At 69.5% G+C, this 26,762-nt stretch carries 19 protein-coding genes; 14 read left to right on the top strand and 5 right to left on the bottom strand.

All coding sequences use genetic code 11. The features are described from left to right. Window positions 1-183 precede the first annotated feature (183 nt). Window positions 184-816, bottom strand: coding sequence for an NADAR family protein (locus OG595_RS10300; RefSeq protein ID WP_443072997.1), 633 nt, complete (start codon window positions 814-816; stop codon window positions 184-186). 177 nt (window positions 817-993) lie between these two features. Here OG595_RS10300 and OG595_RS10295 point away from each other — a divergent pair, with 177 nt between their 5' ends. The 7 genes from OG595_RS10295 to OG595_RS10265 all read left to right on the top strand — a co-directional run bounded on the left by OG595_RS10295 (window position 994) and on the right by OG595_RS10265 (window position 8,883). Further along, window positions 994-2,517, top strand: a complete 1,524-nt coding sequence (locus OG595_RS10295) for a gamma-aminobutyraldehyde dehydrogenase (protein ID WP_329270286.1) — start codon at window positions 994-996, stop codon at window positions 2,515-2,517. 57 nt (window positions 2,518-2,574) lie between these two features. Beyond that, a complete protein-coding gene (locus OG595_RS10290) occupies window positions 2,575-3,822 on the top strand; it encodes a polyamine ABC transporter substrate-binding protein (protein WP_329270285.1) in 1,248 nt (415 codons plus the stop codon). 53 nt (window positions 3,823-3,875) lie between these two features. Beyond that, window positions 3,876-5,036: an ABC transporter ATP-binding protein gene (locus OG595_RS10285; RefSeq protein WP_329270283.1), complete on the top strand. Its 1,161-nt coding sequence runs from the start codon at window positions 3,876-3,878 to the stop codon at window positions 5,034-5,036. Further along, complete coding sequence (locus OG595_RS10280) at window positions 5,036-5,962, top strand: ABC transporter permease (RefSeq protein WP_329270281.1); 927 nt, start codon at window positions 5,036-5,038, stop codon at window positions 5,960-5,962. Before OG595_RS10285 ends, OG595_RS10280 begins: the two co-directional genes overlap by 1 nt. Further along, window positions 5,963-6,778, top strand: coding sequence for an ABC transporter permease (locus OG595_RS10275; RefSeq protein WP_329270278.1), 816 nt, complete (start codon window positions 5,963-5,965; stop codon window positions 6,776-6,778). It abuts the gene before it with no gap. 50 nt (window positions 6,779-6,828) lie between these two features. Further along, window positions 6,829-8,262, top strand: a complete 1,434-nt coding sequence (locus OG595_RS10270) for an NAD(P)/FAD-dependent oxidoreductase (protein ID WP_329270275.1) — start codon at window positions 6,829-6,831, stop codon at window positions 8,260-8,262. Between the two features lie 168 nt (window positions 8,263-8,430). Then, the gene (locus OG595_RS10265; RefSeq protein WP_329270273.1) at window positions 8,431-8,883 is read left to right on the top strand and encodes a hypothetical protein; all 453 of its coding nucleotides are present in this window, start codon (window positions 8,431-8,433) and stop codon (window positions 8,881-8,883) included. A gap of 159 nt (window positions 8,884-9,042) precedes the next feature. Here the strand turns inward: OG595_RS10265 and OG595_RS10260 are convergent, their stop codons facing one another. Further along, window positions 9,043-9,741 carry a phosphatase PAP2 family protein gene (locus tag OG595_RS10260; RefSeq protein ID WP_329270270.1) on the bottom strand — a complete coding sequence of 233 codons (699 nt, stop codon included), beginning with the start codon at window positions 9,739-9,741 and terminating at the stop codon, window positions 9,043-9,045. Window positions 9,742-10,080: 339 nt separating this feature from the next. Next, on the bottom strand, window positions 10,081-11,424 hold the full coding sequence (gene gabT, locus OG595_RS10255; RefSeq protein WP_329270267.1) for a 4-aminobutyrate--2-oxoglutarate transaminase: 1,344 nt from the start codon (window positions 11,422-11,424) through the stop codon (window positions 10,081-10,083). Window positions 11,425-11,772: 348 nt separating this feature from the next. On the opposite strand from gabT, the gene OG595_RS45345 reads away from it, so the two are divergent. Genes OG595_RS45345 through OG595_RS10245 form a run of 3 tightly spaced genes read left to right on the top strand, consistent with a single transcriptional unit; the run spans window position 11,773 to window position 15,814 of the window. Then, window positions 11,773-13,614, top strand: coding sequence for a hypothetical protein (locus tag OG595_RS45345; protein ID WP_443072995.1), 1,842 nt, complete (start codon window positions 11,773-11,775; stop codon window positions 13,612-13,614). Then, window positions 13,544-15,214 (top strand): RHS repeat-associated core domain-containing protein, encoded by a 1,671-nt coding sequence (locus OG595_RS10250; RefSeq protein WP_443073330.1) that lies wholly within the window; start codon window positions 13,544-13,546, stop codon window positions 15,212-15,214. Before OG595_RS45345 ends, OG595_RS10250 begins: the two co-directional genes overlap by 71 nt. 9 nt (window positions 15,215-15,223) lie before the next feature. Continuing rightward, the gene (locus tag OG595_RS10245; RefSeq protein ID WP_329270263.1) at window positions 15,224-15,814 is read left to right on the top strand and encodes an SMI1/KNR4 family protein; all 591 of its coding nucleotides are present in this window, start codon (window positions 15,224-15,226) and stop codon (window positions 15,812-15,814) included. 828 nt (window positions 15,815-16,642) lie between these two features. Here OG595_RS10245 and OG595_RS10240 read toward each other — a convergent pair. Further along, on the bottom strand, window positions 16,643-16,924 hold the full coding sequence (locus tag OG595_RS10240) for a hypothetical protein (RefSeq protein ID WP_329270261.1): 282 nt from the start codon (window positions 16,922-16,924) through the stop codon (window positions 16,643-16,645). Here OG595_RS10240 and OG595_RS45340 point away from each other — a divergent pair. From OG595_RS45340 to OG595_RS10225, 4 genes are all read left to right on the top strand, one after another. After that, window positions 16,869-17,081, top strand: coding sequence for a DUF6415 family natural product biosynthesis protein (locus OG595_RS45340; RefSeq protein ID WP_443072994.1), 213 nt, complete (start codon window positions 16,869-16,871; stop codon window positions 17,079-17,081). The two genes, OG595_RS10240 and OG595_RS45340, sit on opposite strands and share 56 nt — an antisense overlap. 445 nt (window positions 17,082-17,526) lie before the next feature. Next, a complete protein-coding gene (locus OG595_RS10235; RefSeq protein ID WP_329270260.1) occupies window positions 17,527-19,932 on the top strand; it encodes an ATP/GTP-binding protein in 2,406 nt (801 codons plus the stop codon). Between the two features lie 115 nt (window positions 19,933-20,047). After that, entirely contained in the window at window positions 20,048-21,817 is a 1,770-nt protein-coding gene (locus OG595_RS10230) for a PucR family transcriptional regulator (protein WP_329270258.1), read from the top strand. Between the two features lie 136 nt (window positions 21,818-21,953). Further along, on the top strand, window positions 21,954-23,408 hold the full coding sequence (locus OG595_RS10225) for an aldehyde dehydrogenase family protein (protein WP_329270255.1): 1,455 nt from the start codon (window positions 21,954-21,956) through the stop codon (window positions 23,406-23,408). A 118-nt stretch (window positions 23,409-23,526) separates the two neighbouring features. Here the strand turns inward: OG595_RS10225 and OG595_RS10220 are convergent, their stop codons facing one another. Beyond that, window positions 23,527-26,403 carry a glycoside hydrolase family 3 C-terminal domain-containing protein gene (locus tag OG595_RS10220; protein ID WP_329270253.1) on the bottom strand — a complete coding sequence of 959 codons (2,877 nt, stop codon included), beginning with the start codon at window positions 26,401-26,403 and terminating at the stop codon, window positions 23,527-23,529. Window positions 26,404-26,762: the final 359 nt, after the last annotated feature.

Below are 26,762 nucleotides of genomic sequence, written 5' to 3'. Positions count from 1 at the left end.
GGAAGCGGCCCGGCCGGTCGCCCGGCCTCTCCCACTCGACCCGCGCGCGATCCGCACCGCTCCTCCGCGCCGACCGCGTCCGGGCGGAACCCGGGGAGCCGCTGGAGTCCCGCGTACGGGGGCGCGACGAGTGCTGCTTCGGTTTCCGCAGCCCTACCGGCCCACGGCAGGCGCAAAGCACCGTCAGCGGAGCGATGCCTGACCCGCCCGAAGCCGCTCCCGTGCCGCCATCAGCGCGAACCCCAGCAGGTTCGGGCCCCGCCACCGCTCGGGGTCCATCGCCGCCTCGTCGTCCGCGGCGAGGCCGATGCCCCACACGCGGTCGACCGGGCTGGCCTCCACCAGCACGCGCTCGCCGGTGCCCAGCAGAAACCCCCGCAGGTCACTGTGCGCGGCGAACTTGTGGACGCTGCCCTCGACCACGATCCCGAACCGCTCGCGCCTCCACACGGCCTCGTCGAAGCCGCGCACGAGGCGGCCGGCCTTCTTCGCCAGTGCCGGGTTCGGTGCCGTGATCGCCTGCCGCTCCGCCTCGGCGTCCTCGAACAGGCGGGCCTTGGCGGCCATCATCCAGTGCTCGGCCGTCGCGTAATCCACCCCGGCGACCGAAAACGCGGCCGGCCACCACTGGCTGAGACAGCTCGCTCCCACACGGCCGTCCGGGCGGGGCCGGTGCCCCCAGAAGTGCAGGTACTTGACCCGGGCCCCCGCACGGACTTCCCTGGTCAGGGCCTCCAACGAATCGATCTGCCCCGACTTCCCCGTATCACCCGAGATTTTCCCCATGCACGCGAGTCTGGCAGCCACCACTGACATCGCGTCCCCCCATTTCCCGTCCCACTAGACACCTGGTCGACAGATTCCGTCGCGTAACCAAAAGGAAACAACGGAATCCCTTGTTGGAGGACATTTCCTCTGTCAGGATCGGCACTCAAATCGACCTGGAGCTACGTTGACCCCCGCTGTAAGGGGAGGGCCACGGAGGAGAGCGACATGCACAATCCGGGCCATCGCTTCCCGGCGCAGGAGCGGCTCGCGGCCGGCGCGCAGTACATCGCGGGCCGTCCGACCCGCGGCACCTCGGGCCGTACGCACGCGGTCGTCGACCCCGCCACCGGCGACGAGGTCTACACGTACGAGCTGGCCGGTCACGCCGACGTGGACGCCGCCGTCGCCGCCGCACGCGAGGCCTTCCCGGGCTGGGCCGGGGCCACCCCGGGCGAGCGGTCCGACGCGCTGCACCGCTTCGCCGCCGTCCTCGCCGAGCGCGCCGAGGAGTTCGCCCGCGCCGAATCCCTCCAGTGCGGCAAGCCGCTCAAGCTGACCCGCGAGTTCGACGTACCGGGGACGATCGACAACACCGCCTTCTTCGCCGGCGCCGCCCGACACCTCCAGGGGCAGTCGGCCGGGGAGTACTCCGGCGACCACACCTCGTACGTCCGCCGGGAACCCATCGGTGTCGTCGGCTCCATCGCGCCCTGGAACTATCCCCTCCAGATGGCCGCCTGGAAGATCCTCCCGGCGATCGCGGCCGGCAACACGATCGTGCTCAAGCCCGCCGAGCTGACCCCGCTGACCTCGCTCCTCTTCGCCGAGGCGGCCACCGCGGCCGGGATTCCGGACGGGGTGATCAATGTCGTCACCGGGACCGGCAAGGAAGCCGGTGAGTATCTCGTCGGGCATCCCGATGTCGTCATGACCTCCTTCACCGGGTCCACCGCCGTCGGCAAGCGGGTCGCCGAGGTCGCCACCGCCACCGTCAAGCGGCTCCATCTGGAACTGGGCGGCAAGGCACCCTTCGTCGTCTTCGACGACGCCGATCTCGAAGCGGCCGTCAACGGTGCCGTCGCGGGCGCGCTCATCAACACCGGGCAGGACTGCACGGCCGCCACGCGCGCGTACGTGCAGCGGCCGCTGTACGAGGAGTTCGTCGCGCGAACGGCCGCCCTCATGGACACCGTCCGGCTCGGTGATCCGTTCGCCCCGGGCACCGATCTCGGGCCGCTCATCTCGCACGCGCAGCGCGACCGGGTCGCCGGTTTCGTCGAGCGGGCGCGTGCCTACGCGCGCGTGGTGGCCGGCGGCGAGGCTCCCCAGGGGGAGCTGAAGAGCGGCGCCTACTACCGGCCCACCCTGGTCGCCGACGCAGCCCAGGACAGCGAGATCGTCCAGTCCGAGATCTTCGGGCCCGTGCTCGTCGTCCTCCCCTTCGACAGCGACGACGAGGGCATCCGGCTCGCCAACGACACGCCCTACGGTCTCGCCGCCTCCGCCTGGAGCCGGGACGTCTACCGGGCGAACCGCGCGACCCGCGAGATCAAGGCGGGCTGCGTATGGGTCAACGACCACATTCCGATCATCAGCGAGATGCCCCACGGGGGTTACAAGGCGTCCGGCTTCGGCAAGGACATGTCCACGTACTCGTTCGATGAGTACACGCAGATCAAGCACGTCATGTTCGACAACACCGCGGTTGCCCGCAAGGACTGGCACCGCACGATCTTCGGGGACCGCTGACAGGACACAGGCCGACCGACCAGCGGCCGCACACCCTCCCGAAAGGGCATCACGCGCATGGAGCAGTACGAGCCCGACCGCCTTTCCCCGGCCCAGGTGGCCGCCATGCGGCGCAGCTTCCGCAATGGCAGGGCCGCCCTGACCCGCCGGTCACTGCTGCGCGCCTCCGCGGGCGGTGCCCTGGTGGCCGGCGGCCTCGGCGCGCTGACCGGCTGCGGCATCCCCGCGGCCGGCAAGACCGCGGGAGGCGTCTCCGCCGACGACCACTCGGCCAAGGAGAAGACCGTCAACTTCTCCAACTGGACCGAGTACATGGACGTCGACGAGAGCGAGAAGCACCATCCCACGCTCGACGCGTTCACCGAGCGGACCGGCATCAAGGTCAAGTACACCGAGGACATCAACGACAACGTCGAGTTCTTCGGCAAGATCAAACCGCAGCTCGCGGCGGGCCAGGACACCGGCCGGGACATCATCGTCCTCACCGACTGGCTGGCTGGCCGGCTGATCCGGCTCGGCTGGGTCCAGAAGCTGGACGCCTCGAACCTCCCGCACGCCTTCGCGAACCTGTCGGAGCAGTTCCGCAGCCCCGACTGGGACCCGGGCCGCGCCTACTCGTATCCCTGGCAGGGCATCTCGACCGTCATCGCCTACAACAAGAAGGCGCTGGACGGCGTCGAGGTGAAGTCGGTCTCCGACATGCTCGACAACCCCAAGCTGAAGGGGCGCGTCGGGTTCCTCTCCGAGATGCGCGACAGCATCGGCATGACCCTGCTCGACATGGGCAAGGACCCGGCGAAGTTCACCGACGACGACTACGACGCGGCGATCGCCCGCCTCCAGAAGGCCGTCGACAAGGGCCAGATCCGCCGCTTCTCCGGCAACGACTACACGGCCGACCTGACCTCGGGCGACTTCGCGGCCTGTATCGCCTGGGCGGGTGACGTGGTCCAGCTCAAGGCGGACAGCCCGGACATCGACTTCCTCATCCCGGACAGCGGCTACATCACGTCGAGCGACAACATGCTGATCCCCAACAAGGCGCGGCACAAGACGAACGCCGAGCGGCTCATGGACTACTACTACGAGCCCGAACCGGCCGCCGAACTGGCCGCGTACATCAACTACGTGTGTCCCGTCGACGGAGTGAAGCCGTACCTCGCGAAGATCGACAAGGACGCGGCGGACAACCCGCTGATCATTCCCGACGCGGCGATGGCCGCGAAGTCCCACGCCTTCCGGTTGCTGAGCCAGAAGGAAGAGACGGCGTACGAGGAGAAGTTCGCGAAGTTGACAGGGGCGTAGCCACGCCTGCTCCCAGCGGTGCGAAACCCCTCCGACTCCCCAAGGACCACACCATGACCAGCACAGCAGACCACGGCGGCGACGTCCGTCTCTCCGGGATCAGCAAGACCTACGGCTCCTTCACCGCCGTACACCCCCTCGACCTCACCGTCCCGCAGGGCTCCTTCTTCGCCCTGCTCGGCGCCTCCGGCTGCGGCAAGACGACCACCCTGCGGATGATCGCCGGCCTGGAGGAACCTTCCTCCGGGACCGTCTTCCTCGGTGACCAGGAGGTCACGAACCTGCCGCCGTACAAGCGGCCGGTGAACACCGTCTTCCAGTCGTACGCCCTCTTCCCGCACCTCGACATCTTCGAGAACGTCGCCTTCGGCCTGCGCCGGCGCGGCATCAAGTCGGTGAAGAAGCAGGTCGAGGACATGCTGGAGCTCGTACAGCTCGGTGAGCAGGCGCGCAAGAAACCGCACCAGCTCTCCGGCGGCCAGCAGCAGCGCGTCGCCGTGGCCCGCGCCCTGATCAACCACCCCAAGGTGCTGCTCCTCGACGAACCGCTCGGCGCCCTCGACCTCAAGCTGCGCCGCCAGATGCAGCTGGAGCTGAAGCGCATCCAGACCGAGGTCGGCATCACGTTCGTCCATGTCACGCACGACCAGGAGGAGGCCATGACGATGGCCGACACGGTCGCCGTGATGAACGCGGGCCGGGTCGAGCAGCTCGGGTCGCCCGCCGATCTCTACGAGAACCCGCAGACCACCTTCGTCGCGAACTTCCTCGGCACCTCCAACCTCATCGAGGCCGAGGTGGACGCCAAGAGCGGCGACGAGATCGTCCTCAAGGCGGGCGGCGGCAAGCTGCTGCTCCCCGAGGCCCGCTGTTCCGCCCCGACGAGAACCGGCGGCAAGGTACTGGTCGGGGTCCGCCCCGAGAAGATCTCCCTCACACACGCGGACGACGCGGGCGACATCCCGGCCGGCCGCAACCGCATCACCGGAAAGATCGCCGCGACCAGTTTCATCGGCGTCTCCACGCAGTACGTCATCGACAGCCCCGTCTGCCCCGAGTTCGAGGTGTACGTCCAGAACATCGACCGTGACGCCCGGTTGGCCCCCGGCGCGGAGGTCGTCCTGCACTGGAACCCGGCCCACACCTTCGGCCTGGACGCCGACCAGGACATAGACGCGGGCGTCGGGACGGTCGACGACGAGGCGGCCCTCTGATGGCCACCGCGACCCCCGAAGCGCCGCCCCTGGCGCCCGCACCGGCGAAGAAGCCCCCACGGAGAAGAGGCCGCTGGACGCCGTACTGGCTGCTCCTGCCCGGCCTTCTCTGGCTGTTCGTGTTCTTCGCGCTGCCGATGGTCTACCAGGCCTCCACGTCCGTGCAGACGGGCTCCCTGGAGGAGGGCTACAAGGTCACCTGGCACTTCGCGACCTACTGGGACGCCCTGACCGACTACTGGCCGCAGTTCCTGCGCTCGGTGCTGTACGCCGGGTCCGCGACGATCCTCTGCCTGGTGCTGGGCTATCCGCTCGCGTATCTGATCGCGTTCCGCGCGGGCCGCTGGCGCAACCTGATCATGATCCTCGTCATCGCGCCCTTCTTCACCAGCTTCCTGATCCGTACGCTCGCCTGGAAGACGATCCTCGCGGACGGTGGCCCGGTCGTCGGCGCCCTCAACTCGCTGCACGTCCTGGACGTCACCAGCTGGCTCGGCATCACGGCGGGCGACCGGGTGCTGGCCACGCCGCTCGCGGTGGTCTGCGGTCTGACGTACAACTTCCTGCCGTTCATGATCCTGCCGCTCTACACCTCGCTCGAACGCATCGACGGACGGCTGCACGAGGCGGCCGGCGACCTCTACGCCAGGCCGTTCACGACCTTCCGCAAGGTCACCTTCCCGCTGTCGATGCCGGGTGTCGTCTCCGGCACGCTGCTCACCTTCATCCCGGCGAGCGGCGACTACGTCAACGCCGACCTGCTCGGCTCCACCGACACGCGCATGATCGGCAACGTCATCCAGACGCAGTTCCTGCGCATCCTCGACTATCCGACGGCCGCCGCGCTCTCCTTCATCCTCATGGCCGCGATCCTCATCATGGTCACCCTCTACATCCGCAAGTCCGGGACGGAGGACCTGGTTTAAATGGCCTTCGTGAATTCGATCGGGCGCTGGCTCAAGAGCCATTTCGTCGTCATCGCGGGACTGATCACCCTCGGCTATCTCCTCCTGCCGAACATCGTCGTCACGGTGTTCTCCTTCAACAAACCGAAGGGCCGCTTCAACTACGAGTGGCAGCAGTTCTCGACGGACGCCTGGCGTGACCCCTGCGGGGTCGCCGACATGTGCGGCTCGCTCTCGCTCAGCCTGCGGATCGCCTTCTGGGCGACCATCGGGGCGACCGTCCTCGGCACGATGATCGCCTTCGCGCTGGTGCGGTTCCGCTTCCGCGCGCGGGGCGCCGTCAACTCCCTCATCTTCCTCCCGATGGCGATGCCCGAGGTCGTCATGGCGGCCTCGCTGCTCACCCTGTTCCTCAACCTGGGCGCCCAGCTGGGCTTCTGGACGATCCTGATCGCCCACATCATGTTCTGCCTCAGCTTCGTCGTCGTCGCCGTGAAGGCGCGCGTGATGTCCATGGACCCACGGCTGGAGGAGGCCGCCCGGGACCTCTACGCGGGCCCGGTGCAGACCTTCGTACGCGTGACCCTGCCCATCGTGGCCCCCGGGATCGCGGCGGGTGCGCTGCTCGCCTTCGCGCTCTCCTTCGACGATTTCATCATCACCAATTTCAACGCGGGCTCGACCGTCACCTTCCCCATGTTCGTCTGGGGTTCGGCACAGCGCGGAACGCCCGTTCAGATCAATGTCATCGGTACGGCCATGTTCCTGATCGCCGTACTGTTCGTACTGACCGGAATGGTCATCGGCAACCGCCGGAACAGGCAGAAGAGCGCATAGCCCCGTTCCCGGCAATTCGCGTCCACAGTCATTCGTAGGGAGTTGGAATCATGGCCCCAAGCGCCATGACCCATGGAAACGTAAATCGCTGGACCAAGTCTCTTTCCGACGCCCAGCCGGTCGCGTACTGGCTGGACGACCCCGGCAGGCCGCACCCCGAGCCCGCCCTCACCGGCGGCGAGAGCTGCGATCTGCTGGTGGTGGGCGGTGGGTACAGCGGGCTGTGGACCGCGCTGATCGCCAAGGAGCGCGACCCGCAGCGGGACGTCGTGCTCGTCGAGGGCCGCGAGGTGGGCTGGGCCGCCTCGGGCCGCAACGGCGGCTTCTGCGCCGCCTCCCTCACCCACGGCCTGGCGAACGGCCTCGCCCGCTGGCCGGACGAGATCCACCGGCTCCAGGAACTCGGCGCGCGCAACCTCGACGAGATCGAGAAGTCGGTCGCCCGGCACTCCCTCGACTGCGACTTCGAACGCACCGGCGAGATCGACGTCGCCACCGAACCGCACCAGGCCGCCGAACTCCGCGCCTGGTACGAGGAACTGGACCGCAAGGGCCTCGCGACCGGCACCGAGTTCCTGGACACGGAGGCGGTACGGGAACAGGTCGCGTCCCCCACCTTCCTGGCCGGCCTGCACGACCGCACCGGCGTCGCGATGCTCAACCCGGCGAAACTGGCCTGGGGGCTGAAGCGGGCCTGCCTGCGCCTCGGCGTCCGCGTGTACGAGCACACCCCGGCCCTCACCCTGCGGCCGTACGGCGCCGGCATGGCCGTACGCACGCCGTATGGGTCGATCCGGGCCCGCCGGATCGCCCTCGGCACGAACATCTTCCCGAGCCTGGTCAAGCGCGTGCGGGCGTACACGGTCCCGGTCTACGACTACGCGCTGATGACCGAACCCCTGAGCGAGGCGCAGCTCGCCGACATCGGCTGGCGGAACCGCCAGGGCCTCGGGGACAGCGCCAACCAGTTCCACTACTTCCGGCTGAGCGCCGACAACCGCATCCTGTGGGGCGGCTACGACGCGATCTATCCCTACGGCGGCCGGGTGCGCGCCGAGTACGACGACCGCCCGGAGACCTACGCCAAGCTGGCCGACCACTTCTTCACCTGCTTCCCGCAACTGGAGGGCGTCCGCTTCACCCACGCGTGGGGCGGCGCGATCGACACCTGCTCACGCTTCTCGGCGTTCTTCGGCACCGCGCACGCGGGCCGGGTGGCGTACGCGGCGGGATTCACCGGCCTCGGCGTCGGCGCGACCCGCTTCGGCGCGGACGTGATGCTCGACCTGCTGGCGGGGGAGCGCACGGAGCGGACATCGCTGGCGATGGTCCGCAGGAAGCCGTTGCCGTTCCCGCCCGAGCCGTTCGCCTGGACGGGCATCGCCCTCACCAAGTGGTCACTGGCACGGGCGGACGCACACGGCGGCCGGCGCAACCTGTGGCTGAGGACGATGGACCGACTCGGGCTGGGGTTCGACAGCTGAGGCCGCCCTGGGGCGCGTGCGGAGCGCGTTGATCCACAGGCGTACGCCCAGCTCATAGGCTGTGATCTGATTCACTCCCACGGTATGGCGGAACCCGCGTAATGCTCCCGGGAAACCTCCCTCTCCCTCGTGACGCGACCAGCGTTCACAGAGAAAGGGAGGTCCCTCATGGCAGGGGCGAAAACGGCGGTCGAGTGGCTGGCGTCCGTTGCTCCGGATCCCGAGGCCTGCCGTTGGGAATGGGAGCGCAATCCCCTGGGGATCGCGCTGCTTCCCGCCGGCAAGGCCTGGGACGTACTGATCCTGCCGGGTGAACTCGGCTACCCCACCCTCGACGTCCTCTCCCGTGTCATCGACCAACCCGGCCCGGTGCTCGTCGACTTCGGCGACTCCCGGATGGGGTTCTTCGTGCCACCGGGCACCGCGGCCCGCTGGCTGGGCACGGGGGTGCGTACGGCGGGACGCGGCACCTGGATCGTCGTCCCGTACCCGGGCCGTGCCACCGGCGGCGTCCGCTGGCTGATCCCGCCGGACGGCTCCGGCACCCTCACCGATCCGGCACTCCTCGAACTGGCCATACACGAGGCGGCGGCGGATCTGGCTACCGACGAAGACAGGTGATGCCCGGGACTCTCGCGGTTGTCTGATCCCCGCGTGACCACGCTCTCGTCGGCCGTCCGTGCGGTCGACGCGAACCGTGGGCATGCGGGTGCGTAAGCATGTCCCCGGAGAGAACGGCTGCAGCCGACAGGACCGTTATCAGGGAGAGGGAGAGGGAGACTACGAGGAAGAGGACGAGCGAGGGGGAGAAGGCGAAGGCCTGCGGGCGAACAGACACAGCAGGATCAGCAGTGCCCCGCACAGGCACCAGCTCGCCACCACGTCCAGCGGCCAGTGGAAACCCCGGATCACCAGCCCGACGGCGACGGCTGCGTTGAGGGCGAGGCAGCCGGCCAGGACGAGCCGACGGACGTACGCACGGTGCAGCCATGGCAGCAGGAGCAGTGTGGCGGAGCCGTAGGCCACGACCGCCGTCGCGGTGTGACCGGAGGGGTAGAACCCGGTGCCGGGGCCCATCACCGGCGGCCCGGGACGGGCGACCAGCTCCTTCATCGGTACGACGATCGCTGGTACGGCCGCCATCAGCAGGCCCGCGCCGACCGGTTCGCGCCACCAGCGCTCCGTACCCGCCCGGCGTGCGCGCAGACCGACGTACACCAGGACGACGGCGAGGACGGGAACGGCGACGACGATGCTGCCGAGGTCGGCGAGGAGGGCCCAGCCGCGGGACGGGTGGACGAGAGAGTCGCTGAGGTGTTCGTCCGCACGGGCGAGGGGGCCGTGGACGGCGACCTGCCAGGTGATCAGCGCGAGGAGAAGGACCGCGAGGGCCAGTCCGGAGAGAAGACTCCGAGAGGTCGGCCACCCTGGAACAGGGGGGGGAGCTCCAGGGTGGCCGATCAGATCGGGTCGTCGCACGCCCCGGGGGGTTTGGGGCGGGCGACTGTCCGACCGGTGAGGAGACCCGGAGCCGGAGGCTCCGGTGGTGTGCGCGAGGGCACGACCGGATCGAAGCTGGGGAGGCCCCGACCAGGCACCACCCACAGTTTCCTGCGAGCGGGGTGTATCTCTCATCTGGATAGAACCTACGTCAGGGGATGGGTCTCGGACAGACAGAATGACATCCCGCCATCCTCCTCGCACACCTTCTTCACACGCTCTGACGGTGCCCGCGCGGGCCCGGAAAACAAGCGGAATCCGGGCCGGACGGCCGGTACGTACGAACCGGACGAAGGGGCGGCGGGCGCCGAGGACGCGTCAGACGCTGGTGAAGGCCTGCTCGATGATGTCGAGGCCCTCGCCCAGGAGGTCCTCGCCGATCACCAGCGGGGGCAGGAAGCGGAGGACGTTGCCGTAAGTGCCACAGGTGAGGACCACCAGACCCTCCTGATGACAGGCCTTGGCCAGAGCGGCGGTCGCCTCCGGGTGGGGCTCCTTGGTGGTGCGGTCCTTGACCAGCTCGATGGCGATCATGGCGCCCCGGCCGCGAATGTCACCGATGACCTCGTACTTCTCGGCCATGGCGGTCAGCCGTGCCTTCATGACGGCCTCGATGCGCTTGGCCCGCGCGTTGAGGTCGAGCTCCTTCATCGTCTCGATCGAGCCGAGCGCGCCCGCACAGGCGACCGGGTTTCCGCCATAGGTGCCGCCCAGGCCACCCGCGTGCGCGGCGTCCATGATCTCGGCGCGCCCGGTGACGGCGGCGAGCGGCAGCCCGCCCGCGATGCCCTTCGCGGTGGTGATCAGGTCGGGCACGATGCCCTCGTCCTCGCACGCGAACCACTGCCCGGTCCGGCAGAACCCCGACTGGATCTCGTCGGCGACGAAGACGATGCCGTTGTCGGCGGCGAACTTCCGGATCGCCGGCAGGAACCCCTTCGCGGGCTCGATGAAGCCGCCCTCGCCGAGCACCGGCTCGATGATGATCGCTGCGACGTTGTCGGCCCCGACCTGCTTGCTGATCTGGTCGACGGCCTGCGCGGCGGCCTCGGGCCCGGCGTTCTCGTGGCCGGTGGGCCAGCGGTAGCCGTAGGCGACGGGCACGCGGTACACCTCGGGCGCGAACGGCCCGAAGCCGTGCTTGTACGGCATGTTCTTCGATGTCAGGGCCATGGTGAGGTTCGTACGCCCGTGGTAGCCGTGGTCGAACACGACGACGGCCTGCCGCTTGGTGTACGCCCGCGCGATCTTCACGGCGTTCTCGACGGCCTCGGCGCCGCTGTTGAAGAGGGCGCTCTTCTTGGCGTGGTCGCCCGGGGTCAGCTCGGCGAGCGCCTCGGCGACCTCGACGTACCCCTCGTACGGCGTGACCATGAAACAGGTGTGCGTGAAGTCGGCGAGCTGGGCGGAGGCCCGGCGCACGACCGCCTCGGCGCTGGCGCCGACCGACGTCACGGCGATGCCCGACCCGAAGTCGATCAGCCGGTTCCCGTCGACGTCCTCGATGATCCCGCCGCTCGCCCGCGCCGTGAACACGGGCAGCACCGAGCCGACACCGGCCGCGACGGCGGCGAGCCGTCGGGCCTGGAGCTCCTGCGACTTGGGGCCGGGGATCGCGGTGACTACGCGGCGCTCCTGGGGGAGGGGCGGAAGGGCGGTCATGAGGGCTCCTGGGGGCGTGGCGGAGGCGGGTCTTTGTCTGCACCTTTCTCCGCAGGCTAGGCCTGAGGGAAGGGGGGAGGCATGCACCGTTTGGGAGTGGTGGGGGTGTGTCGTTGTCCTCGGTGGACAGGGGCGGGGTGGGCGATTCCTGCTTCTGCCCGGAGGGTGGGCGGTGATCTCGTGGTGACTCGCGAAGAAATGACCTCTGCTTGGCCTGGAGTTCATTAATAGTTCATGTGTGCGTCGCCCATAAGTTCCCAAAAGTTCGTCAGCCTGTCCCGCCTGTGTGTGGCGTCTGTTGGCGGGGGTGCAGTGGTGGGGCGGGGATTGCGTGCGGGGGCTCTTGTCATGGCTGCGGTCATGGCGGGCATGGGAGTGGCGGAAGGCGCGGCCGTCGCCGTGCCGTGGGCCCAGCGGGAGTCGGCCGGCGGCCAGCGGCCCGAGCAGCGGTGGGGTACGGCCGCGGAGCGGTCGCACGAAGCAGCCGCCGACGCGACGGATGCCACCGCGGGCGGGGGCCGTTCGGAGCATGTGAGCGGCAAGGGTGAACTGGCCCTCGACACCGGATTCCCCGTGCAGCCCCTGATAGCGGGCGCGCCCTCGGTCGAGGCCGAGAGCGCCGATCCGGTGGGCGCTCCCGAGGTTCCCAAGGTCAAGGGCTTCGATCCGAGGACGAGCCGTGAAGTGACCGGCGAGCGCACGTCCCAGGGGCGCACCTACCGGAACACCGACGGCACCTACACCACCCAGTACTACGACGAGCCGGTCAACTTCCGTGACGAGAAGGGGAGCTGGCAGTCGATCGACACCTCCCTGACCCAGCCCGACGGCACCCGCACCATGAGCGTCGCCGCACCGCTCTGGGAGACCAGCTCGACCGAGGTGACCATCGGGTTCGCGGGTCACGCGGATGCCGACCCCGTGGCCCGACTGGACCTGGGGGAACACGGATCGGTCGGATTCGCCGTGTCGGGCGCCGCGCACAGCGCCGGCCAGGTCGACGGCAGCACGATCACCTACCCGGACGTGCGGACCTCGTCCGACATCGAGTTCCTCGCCGGGAACGCGTCGGTCAAGGAGACTCTGATCCTCAAGGGGCCCGAGGCTCCCACCGAGTGGAGTTTCCCGCTGGCGACCGCAGGCCTGGCCGCCCGGCTGGAGGACTCCGGCGCGGTGGTCTTCGAGGACGCCGAGGGCGCGGAACGGGCCCGGATCCCGCAGGGCTGGATGGAGGACTCCCGCCTCGCCGAGAACGCCAACGAAGGCGCGATCTCCACCGGAGTCACCTACAGCCTGGCGGCGGAGTCGGGCCGTCAGGTCCTGCGGGTGTCCCTCGACCAGCAGTGGCTGCACGACCCCACCCGGGTCTTCCCGGTCCGGGTCGACCCCTCCGTCGCGGGCGTGAGCGCGACCTCGGGCACCTATGTGCAGGCCCCGTACAACACGAACTTCTCCACGGACACCGTGCTCAAGACCGGTACGTACGACGCGGGCTCGCACAAGGCGGCGTCCTTCCTCCACCGCCTACGGCTACGACAGCGCGGGCTATGTCGACTGGACCTGGGACTCCGTCACCGGCAAGGACATCTGGTACGACTTCGACGCCGCGGGCCGCCCGAGGCTGGAGCAGTACGCGTCGAAGGCCGACGCCGGCGCGTCGTACACGGTCACCGCCAAGCGCACGTACACGTACGACACCCTCGGCCGCCTGAGCGGGGATGCCGTGACGACCCCCGACGGTACGACGACGGTCGCCTCCACGGCCTACGGCTACGACCGCGACGACAACCTGACGTCCAAGCAGACGACGGGCACGGCGGGCGCGGGCCAGCAGTCCTACGGCTACGACCAGGCGGGCCGCCTGACCTCCTGGACGAAGGACGGCACCACGACGTCGTACGAGTGGGACGCCGCCGGCAACCGCACCAGGGCCGGCTCGACGACGTCGACGTTCGACGCCCGCAACCGCCAACTGACGGCGGGGGCGCAGACGTTCACGTACACGGCACGGGGGACGCTGTCGTCGGTCGACGCCGGCACGGGCGCGCTCCGCAATCTGACCTTCGACGCCTTCGAGCGCAAGGTGACGGACGGTGCGACGGCTTACCGCTACGACTCCATGGACCGCGTCCAGACCCGAGGCTCGACGACGCTCACCTACGACGGAGGCTCCAACAATCTCGCGAGTGACGGCACGACCACGTACAACCGCACTCCGGAGGGCAGCCTCCTGTCCTACGAGGTCGGGGCCAGCGGCCAACTGGCGCTCACCGACCGCCACACCGACCTGGTCGCGGGCCTGAACACGGACGCCACGGGGGTCATCGGCTCCACGTCCTACGACCCGTTCGGCACGGAGACCGCGACCAATGGCACGACTCCGGAGATCGGCTACCAGTCCGGCTGGACGGACCCGACCAACGGGGACGTCAATATGGCGGCACGGTGGTATCAGCCGGGGACGGGGGCGTTCGCGTCTCGGGACACGTGGCTGTTGGACCCGACGTCGTCGGTACAGGCAAACCGTCACGTCTACGGCAGTGCCAGCCCGCTGATCCACATCGACCCCCTCGGGCACGACGTCATCGCTCCGGGGAGGACACGTGTGCCCTACTCCAGCGGTTCCGGCAGCCTGTACAGCTCCGGAGGCTGGAGCCAGCTCAGGAGCCTGAGCCGGTGGGCCGGGGGCATGTTCATGAGGAACAACCTGTTGGGCCGTGCGTTGAGCCTGATCTCCTTGTTCTCGTCGGAAAGCACCACTACCGGTCACTTCGGGACTGTCTATCCGTCGGGCACGGGCGCAGGCGGGGGCGGAAGCCCGGCGTCTCAGCCTGCCGGTAGTTCGAGTCTGGTCTGCACCGGCAGCTGTGGTGGTGGCAGCAAGGTGCCCACGAGCTCCGCCGGTGCTGGAGGCGGTGGTGGTGGAGGCGGTGGCGGAGGCACCGGATGCGCGCCGAACTGCGTCGTCACGCCACCCAAGCCGCCCATCGACCAGAACCCCAACAACGGCCCGAACCCGATACCGGCTCCCACCCTTCCGCCGGGCCAGGTGGACTGGACGTCGGCGGTGTGGGGTGCGGGGCAGGGGGTGAGTGAGACTTACACGTCGCAGGCCATCCTCGACATGTTGGCTGTTGCGATCTTCACGCCGAATGTGGTCGATGGCCTAGAAATCTTTCCCTTTGCGGAACCCTCCCATCTTCCAGGAGGCGGGAGCCGGGGGCGGTCACGTAGCGACAACAAGTGCGATGACGGGCCGGGAACCAGTGCAACTGGCCATGTCACGTACCTTCCCCGGGAGCGCTACTACGACAACTTCTCCAAGCAGGAGGAGTGCCGGGCGATCGGCATATACGGATTCATTGACAAGTCGGATCTGACGACCAAGGCACACCCCGGGCCGGGCACGAGTACGGGAAGCAGCAAGAAGCCACCCGGGTACGAGGAGATTCGCAGTCAGGGATATATGCCGAACAATGGTCACCTGCAGCCCAAGTTGGGAGGTGGCGACGGCAAGGACTTGAGAAATCGCGTGCCCCAATACCATGATGTGAACAGTCCTTATATCAGGGATGGAGTCGAGGCGGATATTCGAGCCTCCCTGGAAGCTGGGCACACGGTCTCTCTGTCGATCACTCCGCGCTACGGGAACGTGAATTCGGGTATACCGGGCCTCATTGAGTACAACTACACTGACCTCAGTACGGGCGTAGCGAAACACTGTGTCGTCCACAATCAGGGCTCGGGTGGGCGTACCGCCGGCTCCAGTAACTGTCCCAACGTGCCCTAGGAGAGAGTGATGTCGCGAAATTATGTGGACCTGGTGATCGCCATGATGGGATCTCCCGAGAACCTCCATGCCGCTGACTCCGCTTGGCGTGCGTTGGAATCTGAACTCGGTGTGCAGTTTCCGGTCGACTACAGGCTGCTTGTCGATGGGTATGGGCCCATTCAAGTCAATGGTCATCTCTATCTTTCCCATCCGGCAACGGAGCGTTGGAATCTGGGTAGATGGATCTCGTCGACGATCGCCGCATTCGAGCGTAGTGATCTCTCTGGTGCTGAATGTCCGGGATTCGAAAATGGACCGATCTTTGGTGGCCCCGACGGCTTGATTCCCTTGGCGAGTACCGACCGTGGTGAGTACGTTTTTGGCGCAATTCGAAGGGGCGATTCAAAGTGGAGAATCCTCGCTTGTGACGGAGATGAGCAAGACTTCTATGAGTATCGGATGGGCTTCTCGGAATGGCTTTACGGGTACCTGTCCGGTGGGGATATGTTCGGCCCGGACAGTGCGGCCTTCTATCCGGGACCGCTTTTGCTGGAGAGCATGCCGTTGACCGTCGAGGATCGCTCAATTTCTTGGCGCGGCCCGCAGCGGGGGATGTGATTTTCTTTCATGGATAAATCTCTGCGGTTGTTGTATGGGAGTCCATGAGTGGTGCGGTAATTGGTGGTGCTGTACGTGCGAGTTGTCGTGAATCATTTGTTCAGTCGGCTTGTCGAGGGGGGATCTGTATATCGGGTGTATCTGAGCCAATTCTGGGTAAAGGGAGACGGCTCGGCCCGGCCGGCCCGGAGGCGTGGAGTGCTGTTGAGGAGTGGCTGGAAACGGAGCTTCCCGTCGACGCCGGATAGTTCATTGATGTGAGAACGCCTATTCAAAGCATCCTTTCTGGGTGGGGTAGGGTCGGCGTATTGTGAGGTGAAAATGTGAGAGTGAATCACCTGCGGAGAGTTCTGGACATGCTCGGCGACCCGCTGATTCGGTATCAGAATCCTGCAGCGTGGCGGGATGTCGAAAAAGATCTCGGTATCGATATCCCGGCGGACCGTAAGGAGATCGTCGACGGCTGTGCGCCAGTCCAGATCAACCATCGTCTTTTACGCGTCACGGGGAGCGCTGGGCAGGGGGTCGCTCTTCATCGAGAACGGTGAGGGCGAGTTCTTCGAGTATTCGATGGGGTTCGCAGAGTGGTTGTACCGGTGGCTCATCGGAGATGAGGTGACGGGTCCGGGTGGAGGTGCCTTCCATCCGGGTCCCGTGGGATGTGAGCGATGATTTCGATAACCGATGAAGGGCCATTCAGAATTTCTGGGACTCAGCGCAGATCAAACACCATCGCGTCGTACGCCGGCGCCTCGTTCCACGGTTGTGATCGCCCGACCTTCCGGCAGCCCATGATGCGTATGCGTATGCGGACTGTGCTGCGGCGGCCTACGGTCCGGGACGCATGGTCAGCGTGATCCGTTCCACCGGCAAGCCCTCAAGCAGGTGCGCGTGGACGGCGGCGGCGATTCTGCGGCGGCGCCAGGGATTGCGTACGTCGAGCTCGATGATGACGTACGTCCGCTCTCCGCCCTCGCGGGTGAAAGCCTCCGGCCGAGGCTCCAGCAGGTTCTTCCACCAGCGTGCGTCCGCCGGCAGTCGGTAGCCGACCACAGTGCGTCGGCTGCTCGCCGAGGATGCCGAACCGCTCGGGCCCGGCGAGCTGGACACGTACCTCAGCACGCTGCGTGGGCACATGCGGCTGCTCATCCCCGAGGTCGGGATGGCTGCGGGGCGGCAGCCCAAGGACGACATCCCTCGATACTGTGCGCTTGCGTGCGTGGGCGAGACGCGTGTGAAGCCCGACATCGAAGTGGGTGCCGGTTGAACCACGGCATCGCACACGCGAGGCGTCTTGCCCGCTCCGTCAACGCCTTGTGCGCCCGCTACGAGAACCTCGGTGCCGCGAGCACAGTGGACCGCCGGTGAGTGCTGCCAGAGCCACGGACGATCCGACGTTGTCCGCTGAGTGCCCGGTCGCGAAACTGCCCGGCTGTACGGACATGCATCTCCGGTGCCGCCAGACCGAGGACGTACCGCTGCCGCACAGCAATGGACTGCTGCTCCGATCCCGGTGCGGTTGTTCCTGCCATGGGCGTACCGAGGGTGCCTCGTGACCGACACCGGTTGGGTTCCTCGGCCGCTCCGTGCACCACCATCCGCACGGATCTAGGACTCCGGGACCGGTCAAGCGGTGAACTCCCCTTGTCGGAGCGTTAGATTGGCCGTTGGCGACCGATGGTGGTCGGAACGGCTGGTCAGGGGGCAGGGCGATGGACAGCGACGGGACGCAGGACGCGCGGGGTACGCATGCGAATCCTGTGCCGCGTCCGGCGGGGCCGCCGGGCGTGCCCTCCGTGCCGCCCCGGCCGGGGCGGGCTCCGCGGGCCGTCGGGCAGGGGGCGCCGCAGGGTGTGCCCGCGCGTGCGTCCGTCGCCGAGTGGCTGAACGAGCCTCGGCCCGAGGCGAGGCCCGGGATCTGGCGGTACGGGTACCGGTTGCCCAAGGGGGCGCAGGCGGCGGAACGGCTCTCCCCGGTCACCGTCGTCGGGTTGCTGGTGCCCCTCGTTGTCGGGTTGTTCCTGTGGTCCCTCTGGCGGCGGGGCGCCATGCCGTACGAGTCGGTGCTGCTGAAGCTGTTCACGCCGGAGGACTGGTGGTGGGGCGGGACCGTCGCGCCCAAGGGGTGGGAGGGCAGCGCGGCCGTCCTCGTCTACAACGGTGTTTTCTTTCTGGTGCTGCTCTATGGGATGGGGCGGCTCGGCAGCTGGCCCGACATCGCCCGGCATTTCGTCGGGCGTCGGCCGCAGCCCGCGCGGGCTCTGCTCGCGGCGCTCGGGGCTCTCGTCACGCTCAGTTTCGTGTTCCCGAACGCCTTTCCGGGCGTCGGCTGGGACGCCCTGCCGATCGTCGACGCGGTCGTCGCCCTCGTCGCGCTGGTCTCCGGCGGTTTCGACGTGTTCGCCTCGACCGTCTTCAAGGTCGGCCTCTACACCGTCATCACCCTGCTCGTCGTGTGGCCGTTCGCGCGGATCGGCGGTTGGTGGGCGTACGCGAAGGAGCGGCTCGCCGCGCGCAAGGCCGCGGCCGGGCCCACCGGTCCCGCGCCCGCCGACCGGCCGCGCGAGCAGTGGCCCGACCTGCGGGAGGCCGGTCAGTACGAGGCCGCCGAGCTGCTCACCGCCGAGGTGGCCGGTGGGCGTATGAACGACGTGGACTGCGCCCGGGTCGAGCACGCGTGGGCGGTCGCGAGGCGCGACGGGGCGCTCCCGGGCTTCCGGGACACCGTGCTGCGGCAGGGCGCGGCGGCCTGGGCCCACCCCTCCGGGGCCCGGGACCTGGCCCGGCGCACCGCGCCCCACGACCTGGCCGCGGGGCAGGTGCGCATCGGGCGGTGGGTGGCGGCCGAGCGGGCCCCCCTCGTCTATCAGGGCGCCGGCGCCGCTCTCGGGCCCGACGTACTGGGCACCTCCCTGCTCGCGGTCGGGCCGTCGGGGGCGGGCAAGACACGACATCTGATCGAACCGGTGACCGAGGCGCTGGCACTGCGGGCGCTCACCGGGCAGTGCGCGTTCGTCGCGGTCTCGGCTCCGGGGGCGCCGTTCGTCGCGGACTCGGCTTTCGACGTGGTCGTACGGATCGGGGACCGTTCCTCCGTCCACGACCTCGACCCGTACGCCGACTCCGACGACCCCGACGAGGCGGCCTCCTTCCTCGCCGAGGCGCTGGTCGGCGACCTCGACACCGTCGCCACCGAGAGCGCCGCCACCGCGCTCGCCCAGGTGCTCGGACCGTACCGGGCGGCGTACGGCGGTTTCCCGGCCCTGCCGGTGCTGCGGGAGCTGCTGGAGAGCGACCCGGCCGCGCTGTCCGGCCTGCGGGACGCCCTGGCGGGGGACGAGTTCACCGTCATGCGGCGCGAACTCGACGTACGCATCCGGCAGGCGGCGAGCCCGGCGGACGTCGGCCGGGCCCTCGCCGACCGGCTCGCGCTGCTGAACCGGCCGGTCTTCGACGGCTTCCTCGGCGGAGACGGCCCGGCCAGGCCCTTCTCCCTGCGCTCCCTCGCCCGGTACCCGCTGCGTGTCCGCGTCGACCTGCCCGAGCACGGCCACGAGGAGGCCGCCCGGCTGATCACCCGGCTCGTCCTCGCCCAGTTCACCGCCGTCGTACGCGACGGACGGCGCCCCCACTTCGCCTGCCTCGTCCTCGACGACGCCACCGGGACGGTCACCGCCGGTTCGGTACGCCGTATCCAGCGGCTGCGCACCCAGAACGCGGGCGTCGTCCTCTCCCTGCGGACCATCGGCGACGTCCCGGAGGCGCTGCACGGGCCGCTCTTCGGTGCCGTCGGCTGCCGTATGGCGTTCTCCGGTGTGACGACCTGGGACGGTGGCCGGTTCGCCCAGGCCTGGGGCACCGCCTGGGTGGAGACCCGGGACGTGGCCAAGCACACCGTCTTCGCCGACCAGCCGATGACCCGCGCCATCCACGCCCTGCGCAAGCTGGTCACCGGCAAGGCCGTCACGACCGATGCCGTGACCGTACGTACGGTCGAAAGGGAGCGCTGGTCGGCGTCCGAACTCGCGCACGAGGTGCCGCCCGGGCACGCGGTCCTGTCCCTCACGACGGTCGAGGGTGAGCACGCGCCTCCGCTACTGGTGAACCTGCGGGGCTGAGGAGAGGGACTCGCGGGTGCGGAGCACGCGGTACGTACGGTGAGGCAGAATCGGCACAGGCTGTTCATACCTGGCGGCCAAAAGTTCACGGAGATCACACAGACCTGAAGGCCTCATGCCCCCGACGCTCGCCTCGCTCGTCCACCACTCCGCGCTCAAGCTGACCGTGCGGGCGGGCGCGGACCGCCTGGACGTACCCGTGCGCTGGGCACATGTCAGCGAACTGGCCGACCCCGTCCCGTACATGGAGGGCGGGGAACTGCTCCTGATCACCGCGCTCAAGCTGGACGCCGAGGATCCCGAGACCATGCGGCGCTATGTGAAGCGGCTGGTCGGGGCGGGAGTCGTCGGACTCGGCTTCGCCGTAGGGGTCAACTACGCGGACATCCCGAAGGCGGTCGTCGAGGCGGCGGAGCAGGAGGGGCTCCCGCTCCTCGAAGTCCCGCGCCGCACGCCCTTCCTCGCCATCAGCAAGGCGGTGTCGGCAGCCATCGCCGCCGACCAGTACCGGGCGGTGACCGCCGGATTCGCGGCGCAGCGCGAACTGACCCGGCAGGCGCTCAGCGACGGTCCGGAGGGCCTGCTCGCCGCGCTCGCCTCACAGGTCGACGGCTGGGCCGCGCTGTACGACGCCTCGGGCGCCGTCGTCGCCACCGCGCCCGAGTGGGCCGGGCGGCGGGCGGCACGGCTCACGGCCGACGTGGAACGGCTGCGGGAGCGGCCCGCGCCGGCGAGCGCGGTGGTGGGCGCGGGCGGCGGGGCCGACGACGGGGAGCGGGACCGGGTCGAGCTGCACTCCCTCGGCACCGGGCGACGGCCGCGCGCCGCGCTGGCGGTGGGGACGGCCGCCACGCTGGGTACGGCGGAACGGTACGCACTCCACTCGGCCATCGCCCTGCTGACCCTCACCACCGAGCGGTCCCGTTCCCTCCAGGCCGCCGAGCAGCGCATCGGGGCCGCCGTCCTGCGCATGCTGCTGGCCGGCGAACCCGACCACGCGCGCGCCGTCGCCGGGGGCCTGTACGGCGAACTGCTCGACGCGCCGTACCGGATCGTCGTAGCCGAGTCGGCGTCCCCTCCGGCGGGGGCGACGGCGCCGGAGGAGGCGAGGGCGGTGAGCAGGCCCACGGCCGGTGCTCTGGTCGCAGCCGACACCAACGGCGATCCGCTGGGCGGGCTCACCGAGTGCCTGGAGTCGGCCGCCGCGCGGGCCGGGGAGGCGGTGCTGGTGGTGCCCGAGGGGGAACGGCTGGTGGTGCTCGCCGTGGACGGGGGTGCGGCGGTGGGGGCCTGCGAGGAGTTCGCCGCGGCCTTGGAGGGGGCGCGGGCGGAGGTCAGGGGGCGGGCTGCGGACGCCTCGGTTCCGTCAGCAGGTTCTTCCGGTTCCTCTGGTTCCCCTGGTTCTTCCGGTTTCTCCGGTGCCTCCGGTGCCGGTGGTTCCGCCGGTGACGAGGACGAGCTTGTGGTGGGGATGTCCGGGCCGGCCGGGCCCATCGCCGCGGCTGCCGCCTACAAGCAGGCCGAGCAGGCCCTGTCGGTGGCCCGGCGGCGGGGGCGGGTACTGGTCGGGCACGAGCAGCTGGCCGCGGGGTCCGTGGTGCCGTTGCTCGCGGACGACGCGGTGCGGGCGTTCGCGGACGGGTTGCTGCGTCCGCTGTACGCGCACGACGCGACAGGACGGGGCGACCTGGTGGCGTCGTTGCGGGCGTGGCTGTCCCGGCACGGGCAGTGGGACGCGGCTGCGGCGGACCTCGGGGTGCACCGGCATACGCTGCGGTACCGGATGCGGCGGGTCGAGGAGATCCTGGGGCGGTCGCTGGATGATCCGGATGTGCGGATGGAGTTGTGGCTGGCGCTGAAGACGACGGCGGCAGTGGGGGAGTGAGGAGGGGGCGTTGCCCCCGCATCCCCGCTCCTCAACCGCCGGAGCGGCTGAAGCACGCCGAACCGTCCCACCCTCCGCCCCCACCACTCCACCCCGGACAAACAACCCCCCGCCCTCCCCGCCCTACCGTGGACCCATGACCTCCACGCCCGTCACCCACGCCTTCTGGCTCGCCGGCCGCCAGGCCACCGGCGAGACCACCTTCGATGTCACCTCCCCCTGGGACGGACGCCTCGTCGGCAAGGTCGGCGTGCCGACCGAGGACCAGGTCGAGGAGGCCGTCGCCGCCGCGTACGCCGTCCGCGACGAGTTCGCCGCCACCCCCGCCCATGTCCGCGCCGCCGCCCTCGACCACGTCAGCCGGCGTCTCGCCGAGCGCACGGAGGAGATCGCCCAGCTCATCTCCGCCGAGAACGGCAAGCCGATCAAGTGGGCCCGCGGCGAAGTCGGCCGAGCCGTCTCCGTGTTCCGGTTCGCCGCCGAGGAGGCCCGGCGCTTCAACGGCGGCGAGGCACAGCGCCTCGACACCGACCTCGGTGGTCAGGGCCGCCTCGCCCTCACCCGGCGCTTCCCCAAGGGCGTCGTCCTCGGCATCGCGCCCTTCAACTTCCCCCTCAACCTCTGCGCCCACAAGATCGCCCCGGCGATCGCGGCGGGCGTCCCCATCGTCCTGAAGCCGGCCCCGGCCACGCCCCTCTCCGGCCTGGTCATCGGCGAACTCCTCGCCGAGACCGACCTGCCCGCCGGTTCCTGGAGCGTCCTCCCGGTCGCCAACGACCGCATGCCCGCCCTCGTGCAGGACCCGCGACTGCCGGTGATCTCGTTCACCGGGTCGGAGAAGGTCGGCTACGCGATCATGGACTCCGTGCCGCGCAAGCACTGCACCCTCGAACTCGGCGGCAACGGCGCGGCGGTCGTCCTCGGCGACTACACCTCCGACGCCGACCTCGACTGGGCGGCGACCCGTATCGCCACGTTCTCCAACTACCAGGGCGGCCAGTCCTGCATCTCCGTGCAGCGGGTCATCGCGGACGCCTCCGTGTACGACCGGCTGCTGCCCCGCATCGTCGCCGCCGTCGAGGCCCAGGTCACGGGCGACCCGGCCGATGGTGCCACCGACGTGGGGCCGCTGGTCAGCGAGGACGCCGCCAAGCGGGTCGAGGCGTGGGTCGACGAGGCCGTGGCGGCCGGCGCGAACCTCCTCGCCGGCGGCAAGCGCGACGGTGCCTCCTACGCGCCGACGGTCCTGACCGACGTACCCGCCGATGCCACGATCTCCTGCGAGGAGGTCTTCGGGCCGGTCCTCACCGTGCGGAAGGTGGACGGCGAGGCCGAGGCATTCGCCGCCGTGAACGACTCCAAGTACGGCCTCCAGGCAGGGGTGTTCACCCACGACCTGCAGGCCGCCTTCCGGGCGCACCGGGCCCTGGAGGTCGGCGGTGTCGTCATCGGTGACGTGCCTTCCTACCGCGCCGACCAGATGCCGTACGGCGGCGTCAAGCAGTCCGGTGTCGGCCGCGAGGGCGTCAGGTTCGCGATGGACGACTACACGTACGAGCGCGTTCTCGTACTGACGGGCCTTGCCCTCTAGATAATGGGAACCGTTTCCACATACACTCGCCGATGACGCGAACGCGCCGTCACGAAAGGGTCCGGCACCGATGCCTTCCGGTGCCGGACCCCTTCCATGCGCCGACCGCTCCGGACCCTCAGCCGGAGAAGCCGACGTGCGCCAGCCGCAACGGGCCGCGCAGCCTGAGGCGGACGTCGCGTACGCCGTCGGTGGTGAGGGCGGCCCGGACCGTCGTGTAGTCGTACGGACCCGCGGTCGCGGCCGGGGTCAGGACGGTCGCCTTGTCGCCGCCGTCCAGTACGACCTCCACCACTCCCTCGCCCGCGACCTCGACCGTGACCTCCGTGACGCCCGCCCCGAAGTCGCAGTCCCGGTAGAGCAGTTCGGCCTCTCCGGCGCCCGCCGGTGTCACCGAGTCGCCCGACACCTTCGTACGGTCGACGATCTCCGCACCGCTCTGCTCGTCGAAGTCGGCTGCCGCGAGGCCCCGTTGGCGGACCGGACGGGGCAGGGACAGGGTGCCGGCCAGCCGGACCGTCGTACGCGCGCGGATGTCCTCGCTCGACGCGCCCGCCAGGAGTTCGTACGGGCCCGGTGCGAGGCGTCGGGCGCCGATCGCCACGTCCCAGAACTCCAGGCAGCCGAGCGGGAGTTCGAAGGAGACCGTCGCGGACTCCCCCGGAGTCAGGGTGATCCGGCGGTGGGCCAGCAGTTCCCTGCGCGGCCGGGTCACCGGCGAGTCCGGCGCCCTCGTGTACAGCTGCGCCACCTCGTCCGCCGTGACGTCCCCGGTGTTGGTCACCGTGAACGACACCCGCAGTGTCCCGTCGTCCGCCGTCCCGGCCGTCAGGTCGGCGTACGCGAACGACGTGTACGACAGGCCGTGGCCGAAGGGGAACAGGGGGGTGCCCTCGAAGTAGAGGTACGTCTGCCGGGAGCCGATGATGTCGTAGTCCAGCAGGCCGGGGAGGTCGGCGTCGTCCGCGTACCAGGTCTGCGGGAGGCGGCCCGCCGGGGAGACGTCGCCCGCCAGGACGCGGGCCAGTGCCGTGCCCGCCGCCTGTCCGCCGTGCGCGGTCCACAGGGCGGCCGGGATGTCCGCGACGTCGACCGCGTACGGGTACGCCGAGGTCAGGGCAAGGACCGTCCGGGGGTTCGCGGCCCGGGCGGCGTCCAGCAGGCGCTGCTGGTGGGCGGGGAGGCGCAGGGTCGTGCGGTCCTCGGTCTCGCGGCCGTTGATGTGCGGGTCGTTGCCCGCGACCACGACGACCACGTCCGCCCGGGCGGCCACGCTCTTCACCGATTCCTCACCGCGTTCGGCGATGATCAGCTCGAAGATCTCCGGAGGGGTTTCGTTCTCGTCGACAACCTTCGCGCCGTCGGCGGCGACGGAGACGTGACGACCCGTACCGATGTGCCTGAGGAGGTGACGGTTCACGTGCGACCCCTGAGACCCCGGCGACCCGTGGGGCTCCAGGCGGAACGTCTCCTGGACGATCCAGCCGCCCGGCTGGTCCGCCGACGCCCGTACGCGGCCGTCCTCCGCCACCGAGAGGTAGCGGCCGTCGGGCGCCCGCAGCGTCAGGACCCCCTCGCCCCAGTCGATCAGCGCGAACTCGGTGCCGTCGGCGTCGGCCGTGAGCGCCGGCAGGTCGGTGCGACCCGCGAGGAGGGCCGGGTCCAGCGCGCCCTCCGCGCCCCGGGCGACGTCCGGCGCGTCCTCGGCGGGCGGCACGTGCAGGAACGTACCCGCGGACGTCCGAAGCCGTACGCGGTCCACGCCCTCCGCGAACTCGACGTGCTCGGCGCCGAAGCGGTCGTACAGCGCCTCCAAGGGTGTCGAGCGGTGGATGAGGGTGCCGCTGTACCAGTCGACCTTGCACTCGTCGGCGAGCAGGCCGACGACCGCCACCCGGGTGCCGGGGGCCAGTGGGAGCGTGCCGGCGTCGTTCTTCAGCAGGACGACCGCCTGTTCCGCCGCCTCCTGGGCGAGGGCACGGTGGGCCGGGGTGTCGAAGTCCGAGGTGTCGGCGTACGGGTCGTCCCGCGGGTCGAACTCGCCGAGCCGGAAGCGGACCGAGAGCTGGCGGCGGACCGCCCTGTCGATGTCCTCCTCGGTCAGCAGGCCCTGGGACAGCGCGCCCCGGAGGCGGGCGACGATCTTCGAGCTGTCCGTGCCGTGGTCGGTGAAGCTGTCCACGCCGGCCAGCAGGGAGGCGGCGGTCGCCTCCTCGTGGGTGTCGTAGTAGTGCTCGGAGTCGACCAGGTTGGAGGGCGCGCCCGCGTCCGAGCAGATCAGCAGGTCCTCGTCCGTCCAGGTGCGCAGCTGGTCGCCCAGGTGCGGCGAAACATGGTTGGGACGGCCGTTGACCAGGTTGTACGCGGGCATCACCCCGGCCACCGCACCCGCCTCGACCGTCTCGCGGAAGGCGCGCAGATCGTACTCGTGGAGCACGCGCGGGCGGACCGAGCTCGACGCGGTCGCCCGGTCCGTCTCGTTGTTGTGGGCCAGCCAGTGCTTGAGGACCGGGGCCGTGCGCCAGTAGACGGGGTGGTCGCCGCGCAGGCCGCGGGTGTAGGCGGTGGCGATCGCCGAGGTGAGCTTCGGGTCCTCCGAGTAGCCCTCCTCGTTGCGGCCCCACAGGGGGTGGCGCAACAGGTTGACGGTGGGCGCCCAGACATTGAGGCCGACGCGGTCGTCGCGGGCGCGCATCGCCCGGACCTCCTTGGACACAGCCTCGCCGACGCGGTGCACGAGTTCCTCGTTCCAGGTCGCGCCGAGGCCGACCGACTGCGGGAAGACGGTCGCCGGGCCCATCCAGGCGACCCCGTGCAGCGCCTCCTGTCCGGTACGGAAGGCGGCGACGCCCAGGCGCTCGACCGCGGGCGCGAACTGGTGCAGGAACGCCACCCGTTCGTCGAGGGTGAGGCGCGACAGCAGATCGTCGATGCGCTTCGCGATCGGCAGCTGCGGATCGCGGAATGGCGGCGAAGGCGGCGTTTGTGCGGTCACGTGGGGTTCCCTTTGCGATGGAGCGGCCAGGCACATTCGAAGCGCTTCGATGCTCATTCGACGTGGGGGTGGGTGTCAAGAGACCCAGGCGCAACAACTCCGTTTCCCGCCCGTGATGTCAAGCGGCATACGGGGGCGCTCCGGGCCGTTCCGCAGGGCCCCGCACCTCGGAGGAATCTTGGAACCGACCCTTGTGCACCCTCAGGTGTTCACTTAACCTCGCAGCAACATCGAAGCGCTTCGACTACGGATAGCCGATGCACTGGTTGAAGGAACGCTTCAGCTCAGCCAGTCTCACTCAAGACACTCAAGACACCGCAGCCGACGGCTCCACCGCCGGGTGTCCTGGTGCGCCATGA

It is taken from the genome of Streptomyces sp. NBC_01451 (genome assembly GCF_036227485.1).
In the GTDB taxonomy this organism is placed as follows: Bacteria; Actinomycetota; Actinomycetes; order Streptomycetales; family Streptomycetaceae; genus Streptomyces.
Note: the sequence above shows the minus strand (reverse complement) of the source record. Positions and strands in the feature narration are given on the sequence as shown.

What these genes read in the sequence shown, in the direction of transcription:
- OG595_RS10300 (WP_443072997.1), bottom strand. Translation starts at nt 816, where the DNA reads ATGTCAGTGGTGGCTGCCAGACTCGCGTGCATGGGGAAAATCTCGGGT.
- OG595_RS10295 (WP_329270286.1), top strand. Translation starts at nt 994, where the DNA reads ATGCACAATCCGGGCCATCGCTTCCCGGCGCAGGAGCGGCTCGCGGCC.
- OG595_RS10290 (WP_329270285.1), top strand. Translation starts at nt 2,575, where the DNA reads ATGGAGCAGTACGAGCCCGACCGCCTTTCCCCGGCCCAGGTGGCCGCC.
- OG595_RS10285 (WP_329270283.1), top strand. Translation starts at nt 3,876, where the DNA reads ATGACCAGCACAGCAGACCACGGCGGCGACGTCCGTCTCTCCGGGATC.
- OG595_RS10280 (WP_329270281.1), top strand. Translation starts at nt 5,036, where the DNA reads ATGGCCACCGCGACCCCCGAAGCGCCGCCCCTGGCGCCCGCACCGGCG.
- OG595_RS10275 (WP_329270278.1), top strand. Translation starts at nt 5,963, where the DNA reads ATGGCCTTCGTGAATTCGATCGGGCGCTGGCTCAAGAGCCATTTCGTC.
- OG595_RS10270 (WP_329270275.1), top strand. Translation starts at nt 6,829, where the DNA reads ATGGCCCCAAGCGCCATGACCCATGGAAACGTAAATCGCTGGACCAAG.
- OG595_RS10265 (WP_329270273.1), top strand. Translation starts at nt 8,431, where the DNA reads ATGGCAGGGGCGAAAACGGCGGTCGAGTGGCTGGCGTCCGTTGCTCCG.
- gabT (WP_329270267.1), bottom strand. Translation starts at nt 11,424, where the DNA reads ATGACCGCCCTTCCGCCCCTCCCCCAGGAGCGCCGCGTAGTCACCGCG.
- OG595_RS45345 (WP_443072995.1), top strand. Translation starts at nt 11,773, where the DNA reads ATGGCTGCGGTCATGGCGGGCATGGGAGTGGCGGAAGGCGCGGCCGTC.
- OG595_RS10250 (WP_443073330.1), top strand. Translation starts at nt 13,544, where the DNA reads ATGGACCGCGTCCAGACCCGAGGCTCGACGACGCTCACCTACGACGGA.
- OG595_RS10245 (WP_329270263.1), top strand. Translation starts at nt 15,224, where the DNA reads ATGTCGCGAAATTATGTGGACCTGGTGATCGCCATGATGGGATCTCCC.
- OG595_RS10235 (WP_329270260.1), top strand. Translation starts at nt 17,527, where the DNA reads ATGGACAGCGACGGGACGCAGGACGCGCGGGGTACGCATGCGAATCCT.
- OG595_RS10230 (WP_329270258.1), top strand. Translation starts at nt 20,048, where the DNA reads ATGCCCCCGACGCTCGCCTCGCTCGTCCACCACTCCGCGCTCAAGCTG.
- OG595_RS10225 (WP_329270255.1), top strand. Translation starts at nt 21,954, where the DNA reads ATGACCTCCACGCCCGTCACCCACGCCTTCTGGCTCGCCGGCCGCCAG.